Origin of the sequence: Aeromicrobium phragmitis (assembly GCF_003674095.1) — a bacterium.
GTDB lineage: Bacteria > Actinomycetota > Actinomycetes > Propionibacteriales > Nocardioidaceae > Aeromicrobium > Aeromicrobium phragmitis.
Window position 1 is genome coordinate 12,088 of the sequence record NZ_RDBF01000016.1, and the last position, 17,140, is coordinate 29,227.

Sequence of the window (17,140 nt, forward strand, 5' to 3'; positions counted from 1 at the left end):
CCCGCTGTCGAGAGTCCTCCGTCCGTTTCAGGTGCTGACCACCGATGGGGCGCCGACGGCCGGCCGCAGCCACACGTGGTCACCCGGGTGAAGGCCCAGCGCGTGCGCTTCGGTTCGGGTGACGCTCACCTGCACGGGGGCGTACCGGGTGTCGATCGGCGTCACCTCGAGCCGGATTTCGAAACCGACGCGCGTCCATCGGGTGATCGGGCCGTCCACGACCGCCGCCTGCTCGACCCGGGAGATCTCGATGTCATGCGGCCGGATGAGCCGATCGCCGAGCGTCGTCACCGGCCCGAGGAAGCCCAGCACGAAGTCGCTCGCTGGCTTGTCGTAGAGGTCGTCGGGCGTGCCGACCTGCTCGATCCGACCGTCGTTGATCACCACGATCGTGTCGGCGACCTCGAGGGCCTCCTCCTGATCGTGGGTCACGAAGACGGTCGTCACGTGCACGCCGTCGTGGAGCCGGCGCAGCCAGTCGCGCAGTTCCTTGCGGACCTTGGCGTCGAGTGCACCGAACGGCTCGTCGAGCAACAGGACACTCGGTTCGATCGCCAGGGCCCGGGCGAGGGCCATGCGCTGGCGCTGACCACCGGAGAGTTGGGCGGGGAGCCGATGCGCGAACTGCTCGAGATGGACGAGTTCGAGTAGTTCGGCGACGCGGCGCGCGATCTCGGCCTTGGGGCGCTTTCGGATCTCGAGGCCGAACGCCACGTTCTTGGCCACGGTCATGTGCTTGAACGCCGCATAGTGCTGGAACACGAAGCCCACGTTGCGGCGCTGGGCGGGCACGTTCGTCGTGTCCCGCCCCTCGATCTCGATCGTGCCGCTGTCGGCCGTCTCGAGCCCGGCGATGATCCGCAGCAACGTCGACTTGCCCCCACCGCTGGGCCCCAGCAGCGCGGTGAGTCCGCCGCCGGGGATGCTGAGGTCGATGTCGCTGAGCGCGACGAAGTCACCGAACGACTTGTTGACGCCGACGATCTCGATACCCATCAGACTCTCTCCTCCTTGGGCCGCAGCACGGTGACGATGACGAGCGCCGCCACGGCGATGAGGGTCAGCAGGAAGCTCGTGGCGTATGCAGCTCCCCGCTCGAACTCCAGGTACTTCTCCTCCACGACGAGGGTCGCGGTCTGGGTCTGCTGGCTGATGTTGCCCGAGACGATCTTCACGGCGCCGAACTCGCCGAGCGAGCGCGCGAGGCTCAGCACGACGCCGTATACGAGCGCCCAGCGGATCGAGGGCAGGGTGATGCGGCGGAAGGTCTGCCAGCCGCCAGCGCCCAAGGACCGCGCAGCTTGCTCCTGTTCGGTGCCGATCTCCTGCAGGACCGGCACGACCTCGCGGATCACGAGCGGCAGGCTCACGAACGCCGTCGCCATGATGATCCCGGGGACCGAGAAGATGACCTGAAGATCGATCGCGTCGAGCACGGGTGCGAAGTACCCGTCGCGCGGTCCGTAGGCGAGCAGGAGCGCGAGGCCGATGACGACCGGTGAGACCGACAGCGGCAGGTCCAGCAGCGTGTTGAGCACGCTCTTGCCCCAGAAGTCGTAGCGCACGATGAGCAGCGACATGCCGACGCCGAACACGGTGTTGATCACGACGGCCCAGAAGGCGACCACCACGGTCATCTGCACGGCGAACACCACGGCCGGGTCCTGCAACGCAGCGGCGAGGTGATTGCCGTCGCCGAACGTTCGCGTGACGACGAGCGAAACCGGCCAGACGACGAGGAAGAACAGGTAGCCGAGGACGAGGGCCCGCCGGGCGTGGGTCGCGGGGGTCGGGCGCTGGCCCCGCGCCGTGGGGTGGCTAGCCATGACGCGTGACTCTTTGCGAGATGAGGTTCAACGTGACGATCGCGGCCAGCGCGACCGTGAGCAGGATGACCGCCACCGCGGACGCGGCCGCCGGATTGTCGTTCTCGATGTAGGAGAAGATCCGCACCGAGGCCACTTCGGACTCGAACGGCAGATTGCCCGACAACAGCACGAGCGAGCCGTACTCGCTGATGCCGCGGGCGAAGGAGAGCGTCGCGCCGGAGGCGATCGAGGGTGCGAGGCTCGGCAGGATGATGCGGCGCCAGGTGGTGAACGTGCTCGCGCCGAGCGACGCCGCGGCCTCCTCGACTTCGGGCTCGAGTTCCATGAGGACCGGCTCCACCGCCCGGACGACGAACGGCAGGGTGACGAACAACAGCGCGAGGAACACCGAGTGCGACGTGTTGGCAACGTTGACGCCCAGCGGGCTCTCGGGTCCGTAGAGGCTCAGCAGCACCAGGCCCGCGACGATCGTCGGCAGCGCGAAGGGAATGTCGATGATGATCTCCAGGGCGCGCTTGCCCCAGAACCGGTCGCGGACGAGCACCCAGGCGATCAGGGTGCCCATGACGACGTTGACGAGGGTCACGAGCAGCGCTTGTCGCACGGTCAGCCCGATGGCCGAAGCCGTCTGCGCGTTGCCGAGCGTCTCGAGGAACACGCCCCAGCCGCCGCCCGCGGCCTGGAAGGAGATGAGAGCGAGCGGTATCAGCACCAGGATGCTGAACCACGTGACACCGACGCCGAGGCCGATCGCCGCCGGTCGGCTGAGCGTCGAGGCCTTCTGGCGGGGTCGGCGCCGGCGTGTCGTCCCCGTGGGTTCGGTCAGGACGGGGTTCACGACTGGAGTCCCGCGGCGGCCTGCAATCGGGTGATGATGCCGTCGGTCTCGTCGAAGAACTTGCGGTTTACGGCGTCCCATCCCCCGAGATCGTCGTCGATCGTGGAAAGCGTCTCGACCTCGGGGAAGGGATGCGCCGGGTCCATCGCTCCGTCGACCTCGGTGAGTTTGACGCCGTCGACCGTGCGCAGCGGACGGAACCCCTTCTCGACGTACGCCGCCTGGCCTTGCGGGGAGAGGACGAAGTCCAAGAACGCCTGCGCGGCCGGGTCGGCGTCCTTCAGCACCGCGGCGGGGTTCTCGATGAGCAGTGTGTCGCTCGGGACGACGTACTCGATCGGCTCGCCGCTCTGGCGGGCCAGGATCGCCTCGTTCTCGTAGGAGATGAGCACGTCACCGGTCCCGCTCTGGAACGCCTGGGTGGCGTCGCGGCCGCTGCCCGGGAACGCTTCGACGTTCGCCAGGACCGAGGCGAGGAACTCTTCGGCCTCAGCCTCGCTGCCCCCCTGGGCGATGACGTGCTGCCAGGCGCCGAGGATGTTCCAGCGCGCCGCGCCGGAGGAGCCCGGGTTGGGCGTCACGACTCCGACGTCGTGCCGAGCGAGGTCGTCCCAGCCGCGGATGTCCTTCGGGTTGCCCTCGCGCACCACGAGCACGACGACGGAGTCGGTCACGACGCCTTTGTTGGGTCCGTCGTCCCACGTCTGGTCGATGAGTCCGGCATCGACCAGACGCGTCACGTCCGGTGTCACCGAGAAGTGGACGTAGTCGGCGTCGAGGCCGGAGACCACGGCGCGGCTCTGGTCGCCCGAGGCCCCGTACGACTCCCGCCACGTCACCCCCGCGCCCTCCTCGGTCCCGGCGAACGCCTGCTGAACCGCGTTGTTGCCGGCTTTGGGGACCGCAAAACCCACGAGCGAGAGCGAGGGGCCGTCGCCACCGCTCCCCGCTCCGGACGGTGCACAGGCGGCCGTCGCCGAGAGCGCGGCGGCCAGGGCGAGTGCTGCCGTCACAGGGCGGCGTGGAGTCCTTCGGGTCACGGATCTGCCTTTCGGTCCGGTGGAACGCGACCAACGTACGGTCGGCGGCCGGCTTTGAGACGACGTTCCACAGACCGGACGCAGCGGTCCGAGCGGTATGACGCGTGGTATCCCCGACGGCAGCGCGTCAGGTCCGCGGGAGGCGCGGTAGGTTGGGCGTCGTGAGCGAATCGACGATCATCTACACGCACACGGACGAGGCGCCGGCCCTGGCGACGCACAGCTTCCTGCCGGTCATTCAGGCCTACGCGGCCACGGCGGGAGTCGATGTCGAGACCCGTGACATCTCGCTGGCCGGCCGTATCATCGCCGCCTTCTCGGACCGGCTCCCGGCCGAACAGCGCGTCGATGACGCGCTCGCCGAGCTCGGTGAGCTGGCCAAGCGTCCCGAGGCCAACATCATCAAGCTGCCGAACATCTCGGCCTCCATCCCGCAGCTGAAGGCGGCCATCACCGAGCTGCAGGCGCAGGGTTACGAGCTGCCGAACTACCCGGACGAGCCGAAGACCGACGACGAGCGCGACGTCCGCGCCCGGTACGACAAGGTCAAGGGCAGCGCGGTCAACCCCGTCCTGCGCGAGGGGAACTCCGACCGCCGTGCGCCGGCCTCGGTCAAGAACTACGCGCGCAAGCACCCCCACTCGATGGGCGCCTGGAGCGCGGACTCCAAGACCAACGTCGCCACGATGGCCGACCGCGACTTCAAGTCCAACGAGCAGTCCGTCGTCATCGAGAACGACGACACGCTGCGCATCGAACTCGTCACTTCCGACGGCCAGACGTCCGTCCTGCGCGAGTCGGTTCCCGTGCTGGCCGGCGAGGTCGTCGACGCCACCTACCTGGACGTGGCCGCGCTCCGCGCCTTCCTCCGTGACGCGATCGCGCGGGCGAAGGACGAGGGTGTGCTGTTCAGCGTCCACCTCAAGGCCACGATGATGAAGGTCTCCGACCCGATCATCTTCGGCCACGTCGTCAAGACGTTCCTCGAGCCCGTCTTCGCCCAGTACGGCGACCAGCTCGCCGCAGCCGGCCTGAGCCCCAACGACGGCCTCGGCGCGATCCTCTCGGGTCTCGACGCGCTTCCCAACGGCGACGAGATCAAGGCCGCCATCGACGCCGCCCTCAGCGACGGACCCGAGCTCGCGATGGTCGACTCCGACCGCGGCATCACCAACCTGCACGTGCCGAGCGACGTCATCGTCGACGCCTCGATGCCCGCGATGATCCGCACCTCCGGCCACATGTGGGGCCCGGACGGCGAGGAGCACGACACGATCGCCACGATCCCCGACAGCTCGTACGCCTCGGTGTACCAGACCGTCATCGACGACTGCCGTGCCAACGGCGCCTTCGATCCGGCCACCATGGGCACGGTGCCCAACGTGGGCCTCATGGCGCAGAAGGCCGAGGAGTACGGCAGCCACGACAAGACCTTCGAGATCCCGGCCGATGGCACCGTGCGCGTCGTCAACTCCGCCGGTGACGCGCTGATGGAGCACAGCGTCAAGGAGGGCGACATCTGGCGCGCCTGCCAGACCAAGGACGTCCCGATCCGCGACTGGGTCAAGCTCACCGTCTCCCGCGCTCGCGCGACCGGCGATCCGGCGGTGTTCTGGCTCGACGAGTCGCGCGCCCACGACGCCAACCTCATCGCCAAGGTCAAGCAGTACCTGCCCGAACACGACACCGAGGGCCTGCAGATCGAGATCATGAGCCCGGCCGAGGCCACGCAGTTCTCGCTGGACCGCCTCCGCAAGGGCGAGAACACCATCTCGGTCACCGGCAACGTCCTGCGTGACTACCTGACCGACCTGTTCCCGATCCTCGAGCTCGGTACGAGCGCCAAGATGCTGTCGATCGTTCCGCTGATCGCCGGCGGCGGCCTGTTCGAGACCGGTGCCGGTGGCTCCGCGCCAAAGCACGTGCAGCAGCTCGTCAAGGAGAACCACCTGCGCTGGGACAGCCTCGGTGAGTTCCTCGCCCTCGCGTCGAGCTTCGAGCACCTCGCGCAGTCGACGGGTAATGCGCGGGCGCAGGTCCTGGCCGACACCCTCGACCGGGCGACCGGCACGTTCCTCGATGAGAACAAGTCGCCCAGCCGCAAGGTCGGCGAGATCGACAACCGAGGCAGCCACTTCTATCTCGCGCTCTACTGGGCCGAGGAACTCGCGAAGCAGACCGACGACGCCGAACTCGCCGAGGCCTTCGGCCAGTTCGCCGCCTCGCTGCGCGAGAAGGAGGACCAGATCAACGCCGAGCTGCTCGGCGTGCAGGGCGAGCCCGTCGACCTCGGCGGCTACTACCAGCCCGAGGTGGAGAAGGCGACCGCCGTGATGCGGCCCAGCCCCACCCTCAACGAGGCCCTCGCCTCCCTCTAGGCCCTCCGGCCCGAGATGTGGTCGGTTTCGTGTCAGCTGAGCGTGCTCGCCTGACACGAAACCGACCACGACTGCGCTCAGGCCGGTCACTTGTCCTTGGCGAAGGGGATCGTTCGCGCGCCGTCACGAAGAACAACCTTCTTGGGTCCCAGGAACCCCGCCGTGGCGTCGACGACGAAGGAGCCAGGGCGCGGTGCTCGTAACCTCGTGGTGCCCCAGAAGACGCTGTTCTCGTCGACCACCTCGTCGTTGACAATGAGCCGGGCTCGGTACCAGAACACTGTCCCGTGGTCGAACTCCACGAGCAAACTTGCGCCTTCATGGTTCAGCGAGAACTGCTTCACTCGACATCGCTCCCTCGTGTGATCCTGTTGCTCATGTCTCCACGCTGTCACGTGCTGGCACCTGTCCAGCATGCTGGCCCTGCAACGGGACGTCCCTTCGCCGACCCGACCACGTCTCAGTCAGAACGGCTAGACGCGGGTGGGCGGGTGAAGAGCTGAACCACGAGGAGGCCGACGAGGAAGGCGGCGGCGGGGACGAGGACGGCTTCGGACATCGCGGTCGAGAAGGGCTCGTACGCCTCCGGTGGGAGTGTGGCCGCGCCGGCACCTTCGGAGCCGGCGCCCGCGGCCTGCGGGAGGTGCGTCGCGAGCCTGCTCTCGATGGCGGCCGCGATGGCGGCGCTGCCGAGCACCGCACCCACCTGACGGGTCGCGTTGTAGACCCCGGATCCGGCCCCCGCCGACGACATCGGCAGGTTGCGGGTCGCGGTGGCGGCCAGGGGCGCCCACAGGAACGCGTTGCCGAAGCCGATGAGCGCCATGACGACCAGCAGGACCCACACCGGGCTGTCGGGGGTGAGGGACCGGCTCATCAACACGAGACCGGCGGACGAGGCACCGAATCCGATCGACGTCAGGAACCGCGGAGCCACCCGGTCGGTGAAGCGCCCGACGACCGGCGCCATCACACCCGTCACGACCGCCATCGGAATGAGCAGCATTCCGGACTCGGTGGGCGACCACCCGCGGACCGACTGCGCCCACAACATGAACGGGAACGACATCGCCGTGACCGAGAAGGACACCGTGGAGATCGCCGCGTTGGACACCGAGTAGTTGCGGTCGCGAAACAGGCGTAGCGGTACGAGCGGCTCGCGCCGGATGCGCGACTGCCACCACAGGAACACCGCGCCGACGACGAGCCCGGCCCCGATCAGCAGCGGCACGGAGATGACGCCGCTGATGGTGCCCCAGTCGTAGCGCTCACCCTCCTGGATGCCGAACACGATGAGGAACATCGCGACCGCGCTCAGGCCCACGCCGAGCCAGTCGAAGGTGTGCGTGTGCGTCTCCAGTTGCGGCACGAGCCGCCAGGCCAGGACGAAGCCGATCATGCCCACGGGCACGTTGACGAAGAAGATCCACTCCCACCCGGCCACATCGACGAGCACGCCGCCGAGCACCGGTCCGACGAGCGTCGCGACGCCCGCGGTGGCACCCCACAGTGCCATGGCACGTCCGCGGCTCTGCGGGGGGAACGTACGGGTGATGACCGACATCGTCTGCGGCGTCATGAGGGACGCGCCGAAGCCTTGGAAGATGCGGGCCACGATTAGCATCTCGACCGTGGTGGTGAGCGCACACCACAGCGAGGCGAACGTGAAGATCGTGAGGCCGGTGAGGTACACCCGCTTCGGTCCGAGCCGGTCGCCCAGCCGGCCGGTGATCAACAGCGGCACCGCGTAGGCGAGCAGGTAGGCACTGGTGACCCAGATGACGGTGTTGTAGTCCGTGTCGAGCGCGTCGCGGATCGCCGGGGTGGCGACCGAGACGATGGTCGAGTCGACCAGGATCATGAAGAAGCCGATGACCATCGCCCACAGGGCAGGCCAGGGGCTCGCCGGGGCGACGGACGTCGTGTCCGAGGGCGAGGAGGCAGTCACTCTCGCCAGTGTGCCACTGAGTTCGGACAGTGCGCGCGGAGCGGCCTAGCGCAGCAGCTCGTACCCGACGAGGTCGTCGTAGCTGCCGTCGCCGAGGCGTTCGGCGGCTCGTTGGACGCCGAACTCGGTGAACCCCGCCGCCTCCGCAACGCGGCGGCTCGCGGTGTTCCCGGCGGCGGCGTAACAGCTGAGCCGGCGGCGATCGAGACCGGCGGCGTCGAGTGCGTACTCGACCGCAGCGCGCACCGCGACGGTCATGAGGCCGCGCCCGCGGGCGGAGGGGTGCAGCCAGTAGCCGAGCTCGCCCGCGTCGTTCCAGGGATTGCCCCGCAGGTCCATGATCGAGACGTTGCCGAGCAGTTCGTCGCTGTTCGGGTCGGCGACCACCCAGACGCAGGACTGACCGGTGGCCGCCTTCCAGATCGCATGGGCGATCGTCGCGCGAGCGTTCGCCAGCGTGTACGGGTTCGCGATGCCGTCGAGCCAGTGCCGCAGCAGCGGGTCGGCGAACGCCTCCGTCAGCCGTTCCGCATCGCTCTCGCGGTACGGGCGCAGCCGTACGGGACCGGCGTCCAGTTCCGCCGACGTCCAGGGTGTGCGAGGGACCGGCGGGTCGCCGAAGCGCCGCGAGCCGGTCCACGCGTCGAGGATGCGGCCGCGCTCGTGCAGGAGCGCTGGTTGGGTGCCGTGCAGGGTGAAGCCGCAGGCGTGGGCGACCCGCAGAGACGCCTCGTTGCCGACGTGCGCCTTCCAGTGGACGACCTCCTTGCCGCCCTCGGTGAACGCATGCTCGACGGCCAGGTCGACCGCGCGCCGCATGTACCCGCGGCCGCGGGCCCACGGGTGCAGCGCGAAGCCGATGTCGGTGATCGGCCCCTCGCCGCGCACGTCGACATTGCCGGCGTAGCGACCTTCGGCCTCGATCGCCCAGAACATCCCCTTGCCGGTGTTCCAGCCCTCGGGAATGACCTCGAGCGCGAAGCGGGCGCTGTCCTCCCGCGTGTTGGGGACCGGGATCGCGGTCCAGCGCCGCATGTCGGGGTCGTTCGCCATCTGGCACATCGGATCGACGTCGTCGGGTGTGTGGGCGCGCAGCGTCACGACGCCGTCGCTGAGGACCGGGACGTTGAACGGGAACAGCAGCGCGGTCACGAGGACGAGGCGCGGAACGGGTCGGCCGGGTAGACGCCCATGAGCTTGACCTCGGTGGTGTAGAAGCTGAGCTCCTCGAGGGCGCGGTCCAGCGCCGGGTCCTCGGGATGTCCTTCGACCTCGGCGAGGAACTGGGTCGCCGTGAACTCGCCGCCGACCATGTAGCTCTCGAGCTTGGTCATGTTGATGCCGTTCGTCGCGAATCCACCGAGAGCCTTGTACAGGGCCGCCGGAAGGTTGCGGACGTTGAACATGAAGGTCGTGACGACCGGGCCGCCGTCAGCGGGTGCGCGCCTCGGCTCCGGCGACAGCACGATGAAGCGCGTGGTGTTGTGCGCCTCGTCCTCGACGTCGTGCGCGAGGATCTGCAGGCCGTAGATCTCGGCGGCCAGCGGCGGGGCGATGGCCGCCTGCGTGACGTCACCCGCCTCGTGGATCTCCCGCGCAGCGCCGGCGGTGTCCCCGGCGATGACCGGCGTCCAACCGTGCATCCGAATGATCTTGCGGCACTGTCCCAGGGCATGAACGTGGCTGTGCACCGTCTTGATGGAGTCCAGCGTGGTCCCCGGGGTGGCCATCAGCGCGAACTGGATGCGCAGGAAGTGCTCGGCGACGATGTGGAGGTTCGTCGTGGGCAGGAAATGGTGGATGTCCGCGACGCGCCCGGCGAGCGAGTTGTCGATCGGGATCATCGCGAGCTCGGCGCCGTCGGCCTCCACCAGCGCGAAGGCGTCCTCGAAGGAGGCGCAGGCGATGGCTTCGGCATCGGGATAGTTCTGCTTGATGACCAGGTGCGAGTTCGCGCCCGGCTCACCCTGATAGGCGATGCGTACCGTGCTCACGGTCCTAGCGTCTCACGCGGTGCGCGCCGGCCGTGGGGGTGACGACGAAGACGTCCGGGGCCGGCCAGTCCAGAGCGGCGAATCGGGCGGCGGCGCGCGAGCGTAGGTCGTCGACCGACTCGGCGGGCAAGAGCGCGATCGCACTGCCGCCGAATCCGCCGCCGGTCATCCGGGCACCGAGCGCGCCTGCTTCCAGCGCCGTCTCCACCGCGACGTCCAGCTCCGGGCTGCTGACCTGGAAGTCCTCGCGCAGCGACTCGTGCGAGGCGGTCAGCATCGTGCCGAACTGTGTCCACTCGCCGGCGTTCAGCGCCTTGACCGCCCCACGGACGCGGGCGCTCTCGGTGACGACGTGGCGCGTGCGGCGCTTGAGCAGCTCGTCCTCGAGCTTCAGTACCGCGTCGACCTGGGCCTGCGCGAGCAGCGAGAGTCCGAGCTGCTCCGCCGCGCGGGTGCACTCGTCTCGGCGGGCGCCGTACTCGCCGGAGGCGAGTTCGTGGTGGGCGTGCGTGTCGATGACGGCCACGGCCAGCCCGGCTTCCGCCCACGTCGCCGGCACCGGGGTGAGCGCCGGAACGTCCGTCGCGAAGTCGATGTGCAGCGCGTGTTCCGGCTCGGAGCACAGCACCGCGAGTTGATCCATGAGCCCCACGGGAGCGCCGACGAAGTCGGATTCGGCCCGCTGACCGATCCGAGCCAGGTCGACCCGCGAGAGGCCGGTTCCAGCGAGTTCGTCGAACGCGGCGGCAATGCCGCAGGTCAGTGCTGCTGACGACGAGAGACCGGCACCAGTGGGAAGGGTCGACTCGATGACGATGTCGGCACCGGGCACCGCGATGTCGGCGTCGCGGCTCGCCCACACGGCCGCGGCCACGTAGGCCGACCAGTCCGTCACATCGCCGGGGGCGACGTCGGCGCTGAACGAGGCGCGCCGCCCGCCGCTCCAGACGTTCACCGCACCGTCGTCGCGGGCGCGGATCTTGATGGTGACCGCCCGGTCGATCGCGATCGGCAGCACCGCGCCCCCGTTGTAGTCCAGATGCTCCCCGATGAGGTTGACCCGACCCGGGACCGTCCACTCGCGTACCTCGTTCACCCTCCGAGCCTACGCAGGCGCGTTCACCGACGGCTGGCAGAATGCACCCATGCCCGCATCTGGACGACCCCGCGTGCTGTCCGGCGCCCAGCCGACCGCCGATTCGTACCATCTTGGCAACTACATCGGGGCGTTCCGGCAGTGGGTGGCGTTGCAGGACGAGTTCGAGGCGTTCTACTTCATCCCCGACATGCACGCCATCACCGTCGACTACGACCCCGTGCAGCTTCGCGAACGCACCTACGTGGCCGCGGCCCAGCTCATCGCGGCGGGCGTGGACCCCGAACGCAGCGCGCTGTTCGTCCAGAGCCACGTGCCCGAGCACGCGCAACTGGCCTGGGTGCTCAACGGGATCACCGGGTTCGGTGAGGCCAGCCGCATGACGCAGTTCAAGGACAAGAGCGCCAAGACCGGTGCGGAGTCGGCGAGCGTCGGCCTCTTCACCTACCCGATCCTCATGGCCGCGGACATCCTCGTCTACCAGGCCGATCGCGTGCCGGTGGGCGAGGACCAGCGCCAGCACGTCGAACTCACCCGCAACCTCGCGCAGCGCTTCAACCACCGCTTCGGCGAGACGTTCACCGTGCCGGAGCCGCATATCGTCAAGGACGTCGCGAAGATCTACGACTTGCAGGACCCCTCGGGGAAGATGAGCAAGTCCTTCTCGAGCCCGACGGGCGTCGTCAACCTCATGGACGATCCGAAGAAGGCGGCCAAGAAGATCCGCTCGGCGGTCACCGATTCGGGAACCGAGATCCGCTTCGACCCGGAGCAGAAGCCGGGCATCTCCAACCTGCTGACGATCTACTCGGCGCTGACGGACCGCCCGGTCGACGACCTCGTCGCCGAGTTCGCCGGCAAGCAGTACGGACACTTGAAGGTCGCGCTGGCCGACATCGTGGCCGACCTCGTCGCCGACTTCGGCTCCCGCACCCGCGAACTGCTCGGTGACCGGGCCGAGCTCGACCGGCTCCTGGCCCTCGGCGCGGAACGGGCCCGCGCGGTCGCGGCGCCGACGCTCGAGCTGGTCTACGAGCGGTCGGGCTTCGTCAAGGCGAAGTGATGCGGACCATCGGCGTCGCGATCGCCGTTCCCGAGCCCTTCGGCGAGCAGTTGCGCGCCAAGCGGCGGTCGTACGGCGACACCATGGCCGAGACCGTGCCCAGCCACGTGACGCTGGTTCCGCCGACGGAGGTGGACGACGCGCAGCTCGGCCGGCTGGTCGAGGCGCTCACGCAGGTCGCGGCCATCATCCCCTCGTTCCGGATGACACTGCAGGGAACCGGGACCTTCCGGCCGATCTCCCCGGTCGTGTTCGTCGCGGTCTCCGAGGGGATCTCGGTGACGGAGTTGCTCGCGCAGGCGATCCGGCACGCGGTCGACCTTCCCGAGCCGCAGTTCCCGTTCCATCCGCACGTCACCGTGGCGCATCACCTCGACGACGAGTCGCTCGACCGGGCGTTCGACGACCTCAGTGACTTCCGGTGCTCGTTCGAGGTGTCCCAGTTCAGCCTCTACTTCCACGACGACGAGCAGGGCTGGATGCCGGAGCGGTCCTTCCGGCTCAGCTGACGCTCAATCGGCGGAGCCCAGGCTGTCGAGCAGCAGGTCACGGAAGGCGCGCGCTGCGAGGGGCAGCGATCCGACGTCGCGGTGCGCGACGGCGACCTCGCGGGCCAGCGGCGGGTCCTCGATCCACGATCGGTGGAGGTCGCCACGGCTCGCCATGACGATCTCGGGCACGACCGCGTGGCCGAGTCCGGCTTCGACGAAGCGCAGCACCGCGCCCATCTCGCCGCCCTCCACCGCGAACCGCGGCTCGAAACCGGCGCGCGCGCACGCCCGAACGGTCACGTCGCGCAGGTCGTAGCCCTCTCGGAACATCACGAGCGGCAGGTCGCACAGTTCGGCGACGCTGATCCGCTCGGGACGCGGGTCGTCCGGCGGACTCGCCAGCACCAGGCGTTCGCGGAACACCAGATGCGTCTCGATGTCGGGGGAGCGGGTGGCCAGCGGGACGATCAGCACGGCGATGTCGAGACGGCCGGCGAGGAGCTGATCGGTCAGCACCCGCGATCCGGCCTCGTGGATCTCCAGCTCGATCTCGGGGTAGTCGCGGCGGAAGTCGCGCAGGACGTCGGGCAGCAACCCGTCGATGACCGAGGGAGTGGCGCCGAGTTTCACCCGGCCGCGACGCAGGTTCGCGACCTCGTGCACGGATCGCTCCGCATTGGCGACGTCGATGACGATGCGTCGAGCGTGGGGGAGGAGCGCCTCTCCGGCCGGCGTCAGGTCGACTCCCGACCGGGTGCGGACGAACAACGGCGTGCCGAGCGAGTTCTCCAGCGAACGGATCTGCTTGGACAACGTCGGCTGGGAAACGCCGGTGATGTCGGCGGCCCGGGTGAAATGTCGCGCCTCGGCCACGGCCACGAAGTAGGTGAGCTGCTGCAACTGCACCCGCCCAGTGTGCCATGCCATTTCTCTATGAAAGTCGGCCTTACTTGGACTTAGCCAGAATGGCAGATTCGCTTTAGTGTGGGCGGGTGGCCAGTACCCCAGTGATCAAGAAGCGCGTCCCGGCCTCGCGGTCGACGGTCGCGACGAAGTACGCCATGGCGGTATCGGGGCTCATCATGGTGAGCTACCTGATCCTGCACATGTACGGCAACCTCAAGGTGTTCGCCGGCCAGGAGAAGTTCGACGAATACTCGCACCACATCCGCACCTTCGGTGAGCCGATCCTGCCCTACGAGGGTCTGCTGTGGATCATCCGTGTCGCGCTCCTGGCGTCGATCGTCGTCCACACCTGGGCCGCGGTCACGCTGTGGCGCCGCAACCGGGTCGCCAGCGGCTACCAGGGCGGCAAGCGGTATCACACGTCCAAGGGCGCCCGCGGATTCCAGCGCAGCTACGCGTCGTTCACCCTGCGGTGGGGCGGCATCATCATCATCCTGTTCGTGATCTACCACCTGCTGCACCTGACGGCGAACGTCGTCGCACCCGGCGGCGCGTCCGACAGCCCGTACGAGCGGGTCGTCAACGGCTTCGAGATCTGGTGGGTGACGGTGGTGTACACCGTCGCGGTGCTCGCCGTGGGCCTGCACCTGTGGCACGGCATCTGGAGCGCCCTGACCACCCTCGGCCAGAACTACAGCTCGACGCGACTGCGCTCGCGCCTGACGCCGCTGTCGTGGTTCGTCGCGGCCGTCATCACCATCGGATTCCTGCTTCCCCCGTGGGCGATCCTGCTCGGGATCACCGGCTGAAGGGCTGACTCATGACTGAACAGATGATCGGCGACTACCACGTCGTCGGCAACGAGATCAAAGACACCGCGGCTTCTTCGGGACCGATCGAGAAGCGCTGGGACGAGCGCAAGTTCTCCGCGAAGCTCGTCAACCCGGCCAACCGCCGCAAGCTGCACGTCATCATCGTCGGCACCGGTCTGGCCGGCGCCTCGGCTGCGGCCACACTCGGCGAGGCCGGCTACAACGTGACGACGTTCTGCTACCAGGACAGCCCCCGTCGCGCGCACTCGATCGCGGCGCAGGGCGGCATCAACGCTGCGAAGAACTACCGCAACGACGGCGACAGCATCTACCGGCTGTTCTACGACACCGTGAAGGGCGGCGACTTCCGTGCCCGGGAATCGAACGTCTACCGGCTCGCCCAGGTGTCGGTGAACATCATCGACCAGTGCGTCGCGCAGGGCGTCCCGTTCGCTCGCGAGTACGGCGGCCTGCTGGACAACCGGTCCTTCGGCGGCGTGCAGGTGTCGCGCACCTTCTACGCGCGCGGCCAGACGGGTCAGCAGCTGCTGATCGGCGCCTACCAGGCGCTCGAGCGTCAGATCGCGGCCGGCACCGTCACGATGAACACGCGTCACGAGATGCTCGAGCTGATCATGGTCGACGGCCGGGCGCGCGGCGTCATCGTCCGCGACATGGTCACCGGCGAGATCGAGACGCACACGGCCGACGCGGTCGTCCTCGCCACGGGCGGTTACGGCAACGTCTTCTTCCTGTCCACGAACGCGATGGGCTCCAATGTCACGGCCACGTGGCGAGCACACCGCAAGGGCGCCTACTTCGCCAACCCGTGCTTCACGCAGATCCACCCCACCTGCATCCCGGTCTCCGGCGATTACCAGTCCAAGCTCACGTTGATGAGCGAGTCGCTGCGTAACGACGGTCGCATCTGGGTGCCGAAGAAGGCCGGCGACACCCGCGCGGCCAGCGAGATCCCCGAGGACGAGCGCGACTACTACCTCGAGCGCATCTACCCCTCGTTCGGCAACCTCGTGCCCCGCGACATCGCCTCGCGCGCCGCGAAGTACCAGTGCGATGCCGGCAAGGGCGTGGGCCCCGGGGGGCTGGGCGTGTACCTGGACTTCGCCGACGCGATCGAGCGCATGGGCCGTGACGCCGTCGAGGCCAAGTACGGCAACCTCTTCGACATGTACGCGCGGATCACCGGCGAAGATCCCTACTCCGAGCCGATGCGCATCTACCCGGCCGTGCACTACACGATGGGCGGCCTCTGGGTCGACTACGACCTGCAGAGCAACCTCACGGGCTTGTTCGTGGCCGGTGAGGCGAACTTCTCCGACCACGGTGCCAACCGGCTCGGTGCCTCGGCGCTCATGCAGGGCCTCGCGGACGGTTACTTCGTCCTGCCCTACACGATCGCCAACTACCTGGCCGACGGTCCGTTCGAGAAGGTCCCCGACGACCACCCGGCCGTCGTGGAGGCGCGCGAGGCCGTCAAGGAGCGCATCAACACGTTCCTCAGCATCAACGGCACCCGCACCGTCGACTCCTTCCACAAGGAGCTCGGCCAGATCATGTGGGACTACTGCGGCATGGAGCGCACGGAGGAGGGCCTCATGAAGGCCATCCAACTGATCCGTGACCTCAAGGCCGAGTTCTGGACCAACGTGAAGGTCACGGGTGAGAACGAGGAGCTCAACCAGACGCTCGAGCGGGCCGGCCGCGTGGCCGACTTCTTCGAGCTCGGTGAGCTCATGTGCATCGACGCGCTGGACCGCCGTGAGTCGTGCGGCGGCCACTTCCGCGCCGAGAGCCAGACCGAGGACGGTGAAGCGTTGCGCGACGACGCGAACTTCGCGTACGTCTCCGCATGGGAGTACAGCGACGACAAGCCGGTCCTGCACAAGGAACTGCTCGAGTACGAATACGTCGAGATGAAGGCCAGGAGCTACAAGTGAAGATCACCGTTCGAATCTGGCGTCAGAAGAACGCCGAGGCCAAGGGCACGATGGTCTCGTACGAACTCGACGAGGTCGACGAGAACATGTCGTTCCTCGAGATGCTCGACGTGCTCAACGAGAAGCTCACGCTCGAGGGCGAGGAGCCGGTGGCGTTCGACTCCGACTGCCGTGAGGGCATCTGCGGCACGTGTGGTGTCGTGATCAACGGGGAGGCGCATGGCCCGGAGGTCACCACGACCTGCCAGCTGCACATGCGGACGTTCAAGGACGGCGACGTCATCGACATCGAGCCGTGGCGGGCGGGAGCCTTCCCGGTCATCAAGGACCTCGTCGTCGACCGTGGAGCCTTCGACCGCATCATCGCGGCGGGCGGTTACATCACCGCCCCGACGGGCTCGGCCCCCGAGGCCAACAGCACCCCGGTGCCGAAGGAGGACGCGGACCGCGCCTTCGAGGCCGCCACGTGCATCAGCTGCGGCGCGTGCGTCGCGGCGTGCCCCAACGGCTCGGCGATGCTGTTCACCGCGGCCAAGGTCGCGCACCTGGGCCTGCTGCCGCAGGGCCAGCCCGAGCGCGACTCGCGCGTCATCAACATGATCGAGCAGCATGACGCCGAAGGCTTCGGCAGCTGCACGAACATCGGTGAGTGCACGGCGGCCTGCCCCAAGGGCATCCCGCTGGACGTCATCTCGCGGCTCAACCGCGATCTCATGGGTGCGCTCGCCAAGCCCTGATCGCGCACGTCGTGAAGGAGCCCCCGCCGGTCTATCCGGCGGGGGCTCCT

Annotated in this window: 16 protein-coding genes; 6 read left to right on the forward strand and 10 right to left on the reverse strand. The window is 68.4% G+C overall.

From position 1 onward, the window contains the following. Window positions 1-27 precede the first annotated feature (27 nt). From D9V41_RS15435 to D9V41_RS15450, 4 genes are read right to left on the reverse strand one after another with little or no spacing between them, the layout of a single operon-like run. Complete coding sequence (locus tag D9V41_RS15435; RefSeq protein WP_121795483.1) at window positions 28-996, reverse strand: sulfate/molybdate ABC transporter ATP-binding protein; 969 nt, start codon at window positions 994-996, stop codon at window positions 28-30. Next, the gene (locus D9V41_RS15440) at window positions 996-1,826 is read right to left on the reverse strand and encodes a sulfate ABC transporter permease (protein WP_121795484.1); all 831 of its coding nucleotides are present in this window, start codon (window positions 1,824-1,826) and stop codon (window positions 996-998) included. The genes D9V41_RS15435 and D9V41_RS15440 overlap by 1 nt, the downstream gene beginning before the upstream one ends. After that, window positions 1,819-2,667: a sulfate ABC transporter permease subunit CysT gene (gene cysT / locus D9V41_RS15445; protein WP_243697305.1), complete on the reverse strand. Its 849-nt coding sequence runs from the start codon at window positions 2,665-2,667 to the stop codon at window positions 1,819-1,821. The genes D9V41_RS15440 and cysT overlap by 8 nt, the downstream gene beginning before the upstream one ends. Then, complete coding sequence (locus D9V41_RS15450; protein WP_243697306.1) at window positions 2,664-3,680, reverse strand: sulfate ABC transporter substrate-binding protein; 1,017 nt, start codon at window positions 3,678-3,680, stop codon at window positions 2,664-2,666. The genes cysT and D9V41_RS15450 overlap by 4 nt, the downstream gene beginning before the upstream one ends. Window positions 3,681-3,868: 188 nt before the next feature. Between D9V41_RS15450 and D9V41_RS15455 the strand changes: the two genes are divergently transcribed. Further along, entirely contained in the window at window positions 3,869-6,085 is a 2,217-nt protein-coding gene (locus tag D9V41_RS15455) for an NADP-dependent isocitrate dehydrogenase (RefSeq protein WP_121795487.1), read from the forward strand. Between the two features lie 86 nt (window positions 6,086-6,171). Here D9V41_RS15455 and D9V41_RS15460 read toward each other — a convergent pair whose 3' ends face one another. The 5 genes from D9V41_RS15460 to galK all read right to left on the reverse strand — a co-directional run bounded on the left by D9V41_RS15460 (window position 6,172) and on the right by galK (window position 11,123). After that, window positions 6,172-6,387, reverse strand: coding sequence for a hypothetical protein (locus tag D9V41_RS15460; RefSeq protein ID WP_133434212.1), 216 nt, complete (start codon window positions 6,385-6,387; stop codon window positions 6,172-6,174). 158 nt (window positions 6,388-6,545) lie between these two features. Beyond that, window positions 6,546-8,033: a DHA2 family efflux MFS transporter permease subunit gene (locus D9V41_RS15465; protein WP_341770333.1), complete on the reverse strand. Its 1,488-nt coding sequence runs from the start codon at window positions 8,031-8,033 to the stop codon at window positions 6,546-6,548. Between the two features lie 45 nt (window positions 8,034-8,078). Beyond that, the gene (locus D9V41_RS15470; protein ID WP_121795490.1) at window positions 8,079-9,185 is read right to left on the reverse strand and encodes a GNAT family N-acetyltransferase; all 1,107 of its coding nucleotides are present in this window, start codon (window positions 9,183-9,185) and stop codon (window positions 8,079-8,081) included. Further along, window positions 9,182-10,027, reverse strand: coding sequence for a prephenate dehydratase (locus D9V41_RS15475; protein ID WP_121795491.1), 846 nt, complete (start codon window positions 10,025-10,027; stop codon window positions 9,182-9,184). Before D9V41_RS15475 ends, D9V41_RS15470 begins: the two co-directional genes overlap by 4 nt. Before the next feature lie 4 nt (window positions 10,028-10,031). Further along, window positions 10,032-11,123: a galactokinase gene (galK, locus tag D9V41_RS15480; protein ID WP_121795492.1), complete on the reverse strand. Its 1,092-nt coding sequence runs from the start codon at window positions 11,121-11,123 to the stop codon at window positions 10,032-10,034. Window positions 11,124-11,172: 49 nt separating this feature from the next. Here galK and trpS point away from each other — a divergent pair, with 49 nt between their 5' ends. Both trpS and D9V41_RS15490 read left to right on the forward strand, forming a co-directional pair. Then, window positions 11,173-12,186 carry a tryptophan--tRNA ligase gene (trpS, locus tag D9V41_RS15485; protein WP_121795493.1) on the forward strand — a complete coding sequence of 338 codons (1,014 nt, stop codon included), beginning with the start codon at window positions 11,173-11,175 and terminating at the stop codon, window positions 12,184-12,186. After that, window positions 12,186-12,695 carry a 2'-5' RNA ligase family protein gene (locus D9V41_RS15490; protein WP_121795494.1) on the forward strand — a complete coding sequence of 170 codons (510 nt, stop codon included), beginning with the start codon at window positions 12,186-12,188 and terminating at the stop codon, window positions 12,693-12,695. The genes trpS and D9V41_RS15490 overlap by 1 nt, the downstream gene beginning before the upstream one ends. Window positions 12,696-12,698: 3 nt before the next feature. Here D9V41_RS15490 and D9V41_RS15495 read toward each other — a convergent pair whose 3' ends face one another. Then, on the reverse strand, window positions 12,699-13,604 hold the full coding sequence (locus tag D9V41_RS15495; protein ID WP_243697307.1) for a LysR family transcriptional regulator: 906 nt from the start codon (window positions 13,602-13,604) through the stop codon (window positions 12,699-12,701). Between the two features lie 65 nt (window positions 13,605-13,669). Between D9V41_RS15495 and D9V41_RS15500 the strand changes: the two genes are divergently transcribed. From D9V41_RS15500 to D9V41_RS15510, 3 genes are read left to right on the forward strand one after another with little or no spacing between them, the layout of a single operon-like run. Continuing rightward, complete coding sequence (locus tag D9V41_RS15500; RefSeq protein WP_121795496.1) at window positions 13,670-14,392, forward strand: succinate dehydrogenase cytochrome b subunit; 723 nt, start codon at window positions 13,670-13,672, stop codon at window positions 14,390-14,392. A gap of 11 nt (window positions 14,393-14,403) precedes the next feature. Further along, window positions 14,404-16,353, forward strand: a complete 1,950-nt coding sequence (locus D9V41_RS15505; protein WP_121795497.1) for a fumarate reductase/succinate dehydrogenase flavoprotein subunit — start codon at window positions 14,404-14,406, stop codon at window positions 16,351-16,353. Further along, window positions 16,350-17,090 carry a succinate dehydrogenase/fumarate reductase iron-sulfur subunit gene (locus D9V41_RS15510; protein ID WP_121795498.1) on the forward strand — a complete coding sequence of 247 codons (741 nt, stop codon included), beginning with the start codon at window positions 16,350-16,352 and terminating at the stop codon, window positions 17,088-17,090. Before D9V41_RS15505 ends, D9V41_RS15510 begins: the two co-directional genes overlap by 4 nt. Window positions 17,091-17,140 lie beyond the last annotated feature (50 nt).

What these genes read in the sequence shown, in the direction of transcription:
- D9V41_RS15440 (WP_121795484.1), bottom strand. Translation starts at nt 1,826, where the DNA reads ATGGCTAGCCACCCCACGGCGCGGGGCCAGCGCCCGACCCCCGCGACC.
- D9V41_RS15490 (WP_121795494.1), top strand. Translation starts at nt 12,186, where the DNA reads ATGCGGACCATCGGCGTCGCGATCGCCGTTCCCGAGCCCTTCGGCGAG.
- D9V41_RS15435 (WP_121795483.1), bottom strand. Translation starts at nt 996, where the DNA reads ATGGGTATCGAGATCGTCGGCGTCAACAAGTCGTTCGGTGACTTCGTC.
- D9V41_RS15495 (WP_243697307.1), bottom strand. Translation starts at nt 13,604, where the DNA reads ATGGCATGGCACACTGGGCGGGTGCAGTTGCAGCAGCTCACCTACTTC.
- trpS (WP_121795493.1), top strand. Translation starts at nt 11,173, where the DNA reads ATGCCCGCATCTGGACGACCCCGCGTGCTGTCCGGCGCCCAGCCGACC.
- D9V41_RS15505 (WP_121795497.1), top strand. Translation starts at nt 14,404, where the DNA reads ATGACTGAACAGATGATCGGCGACTACCACGTCGTCGGCAACGAGATC.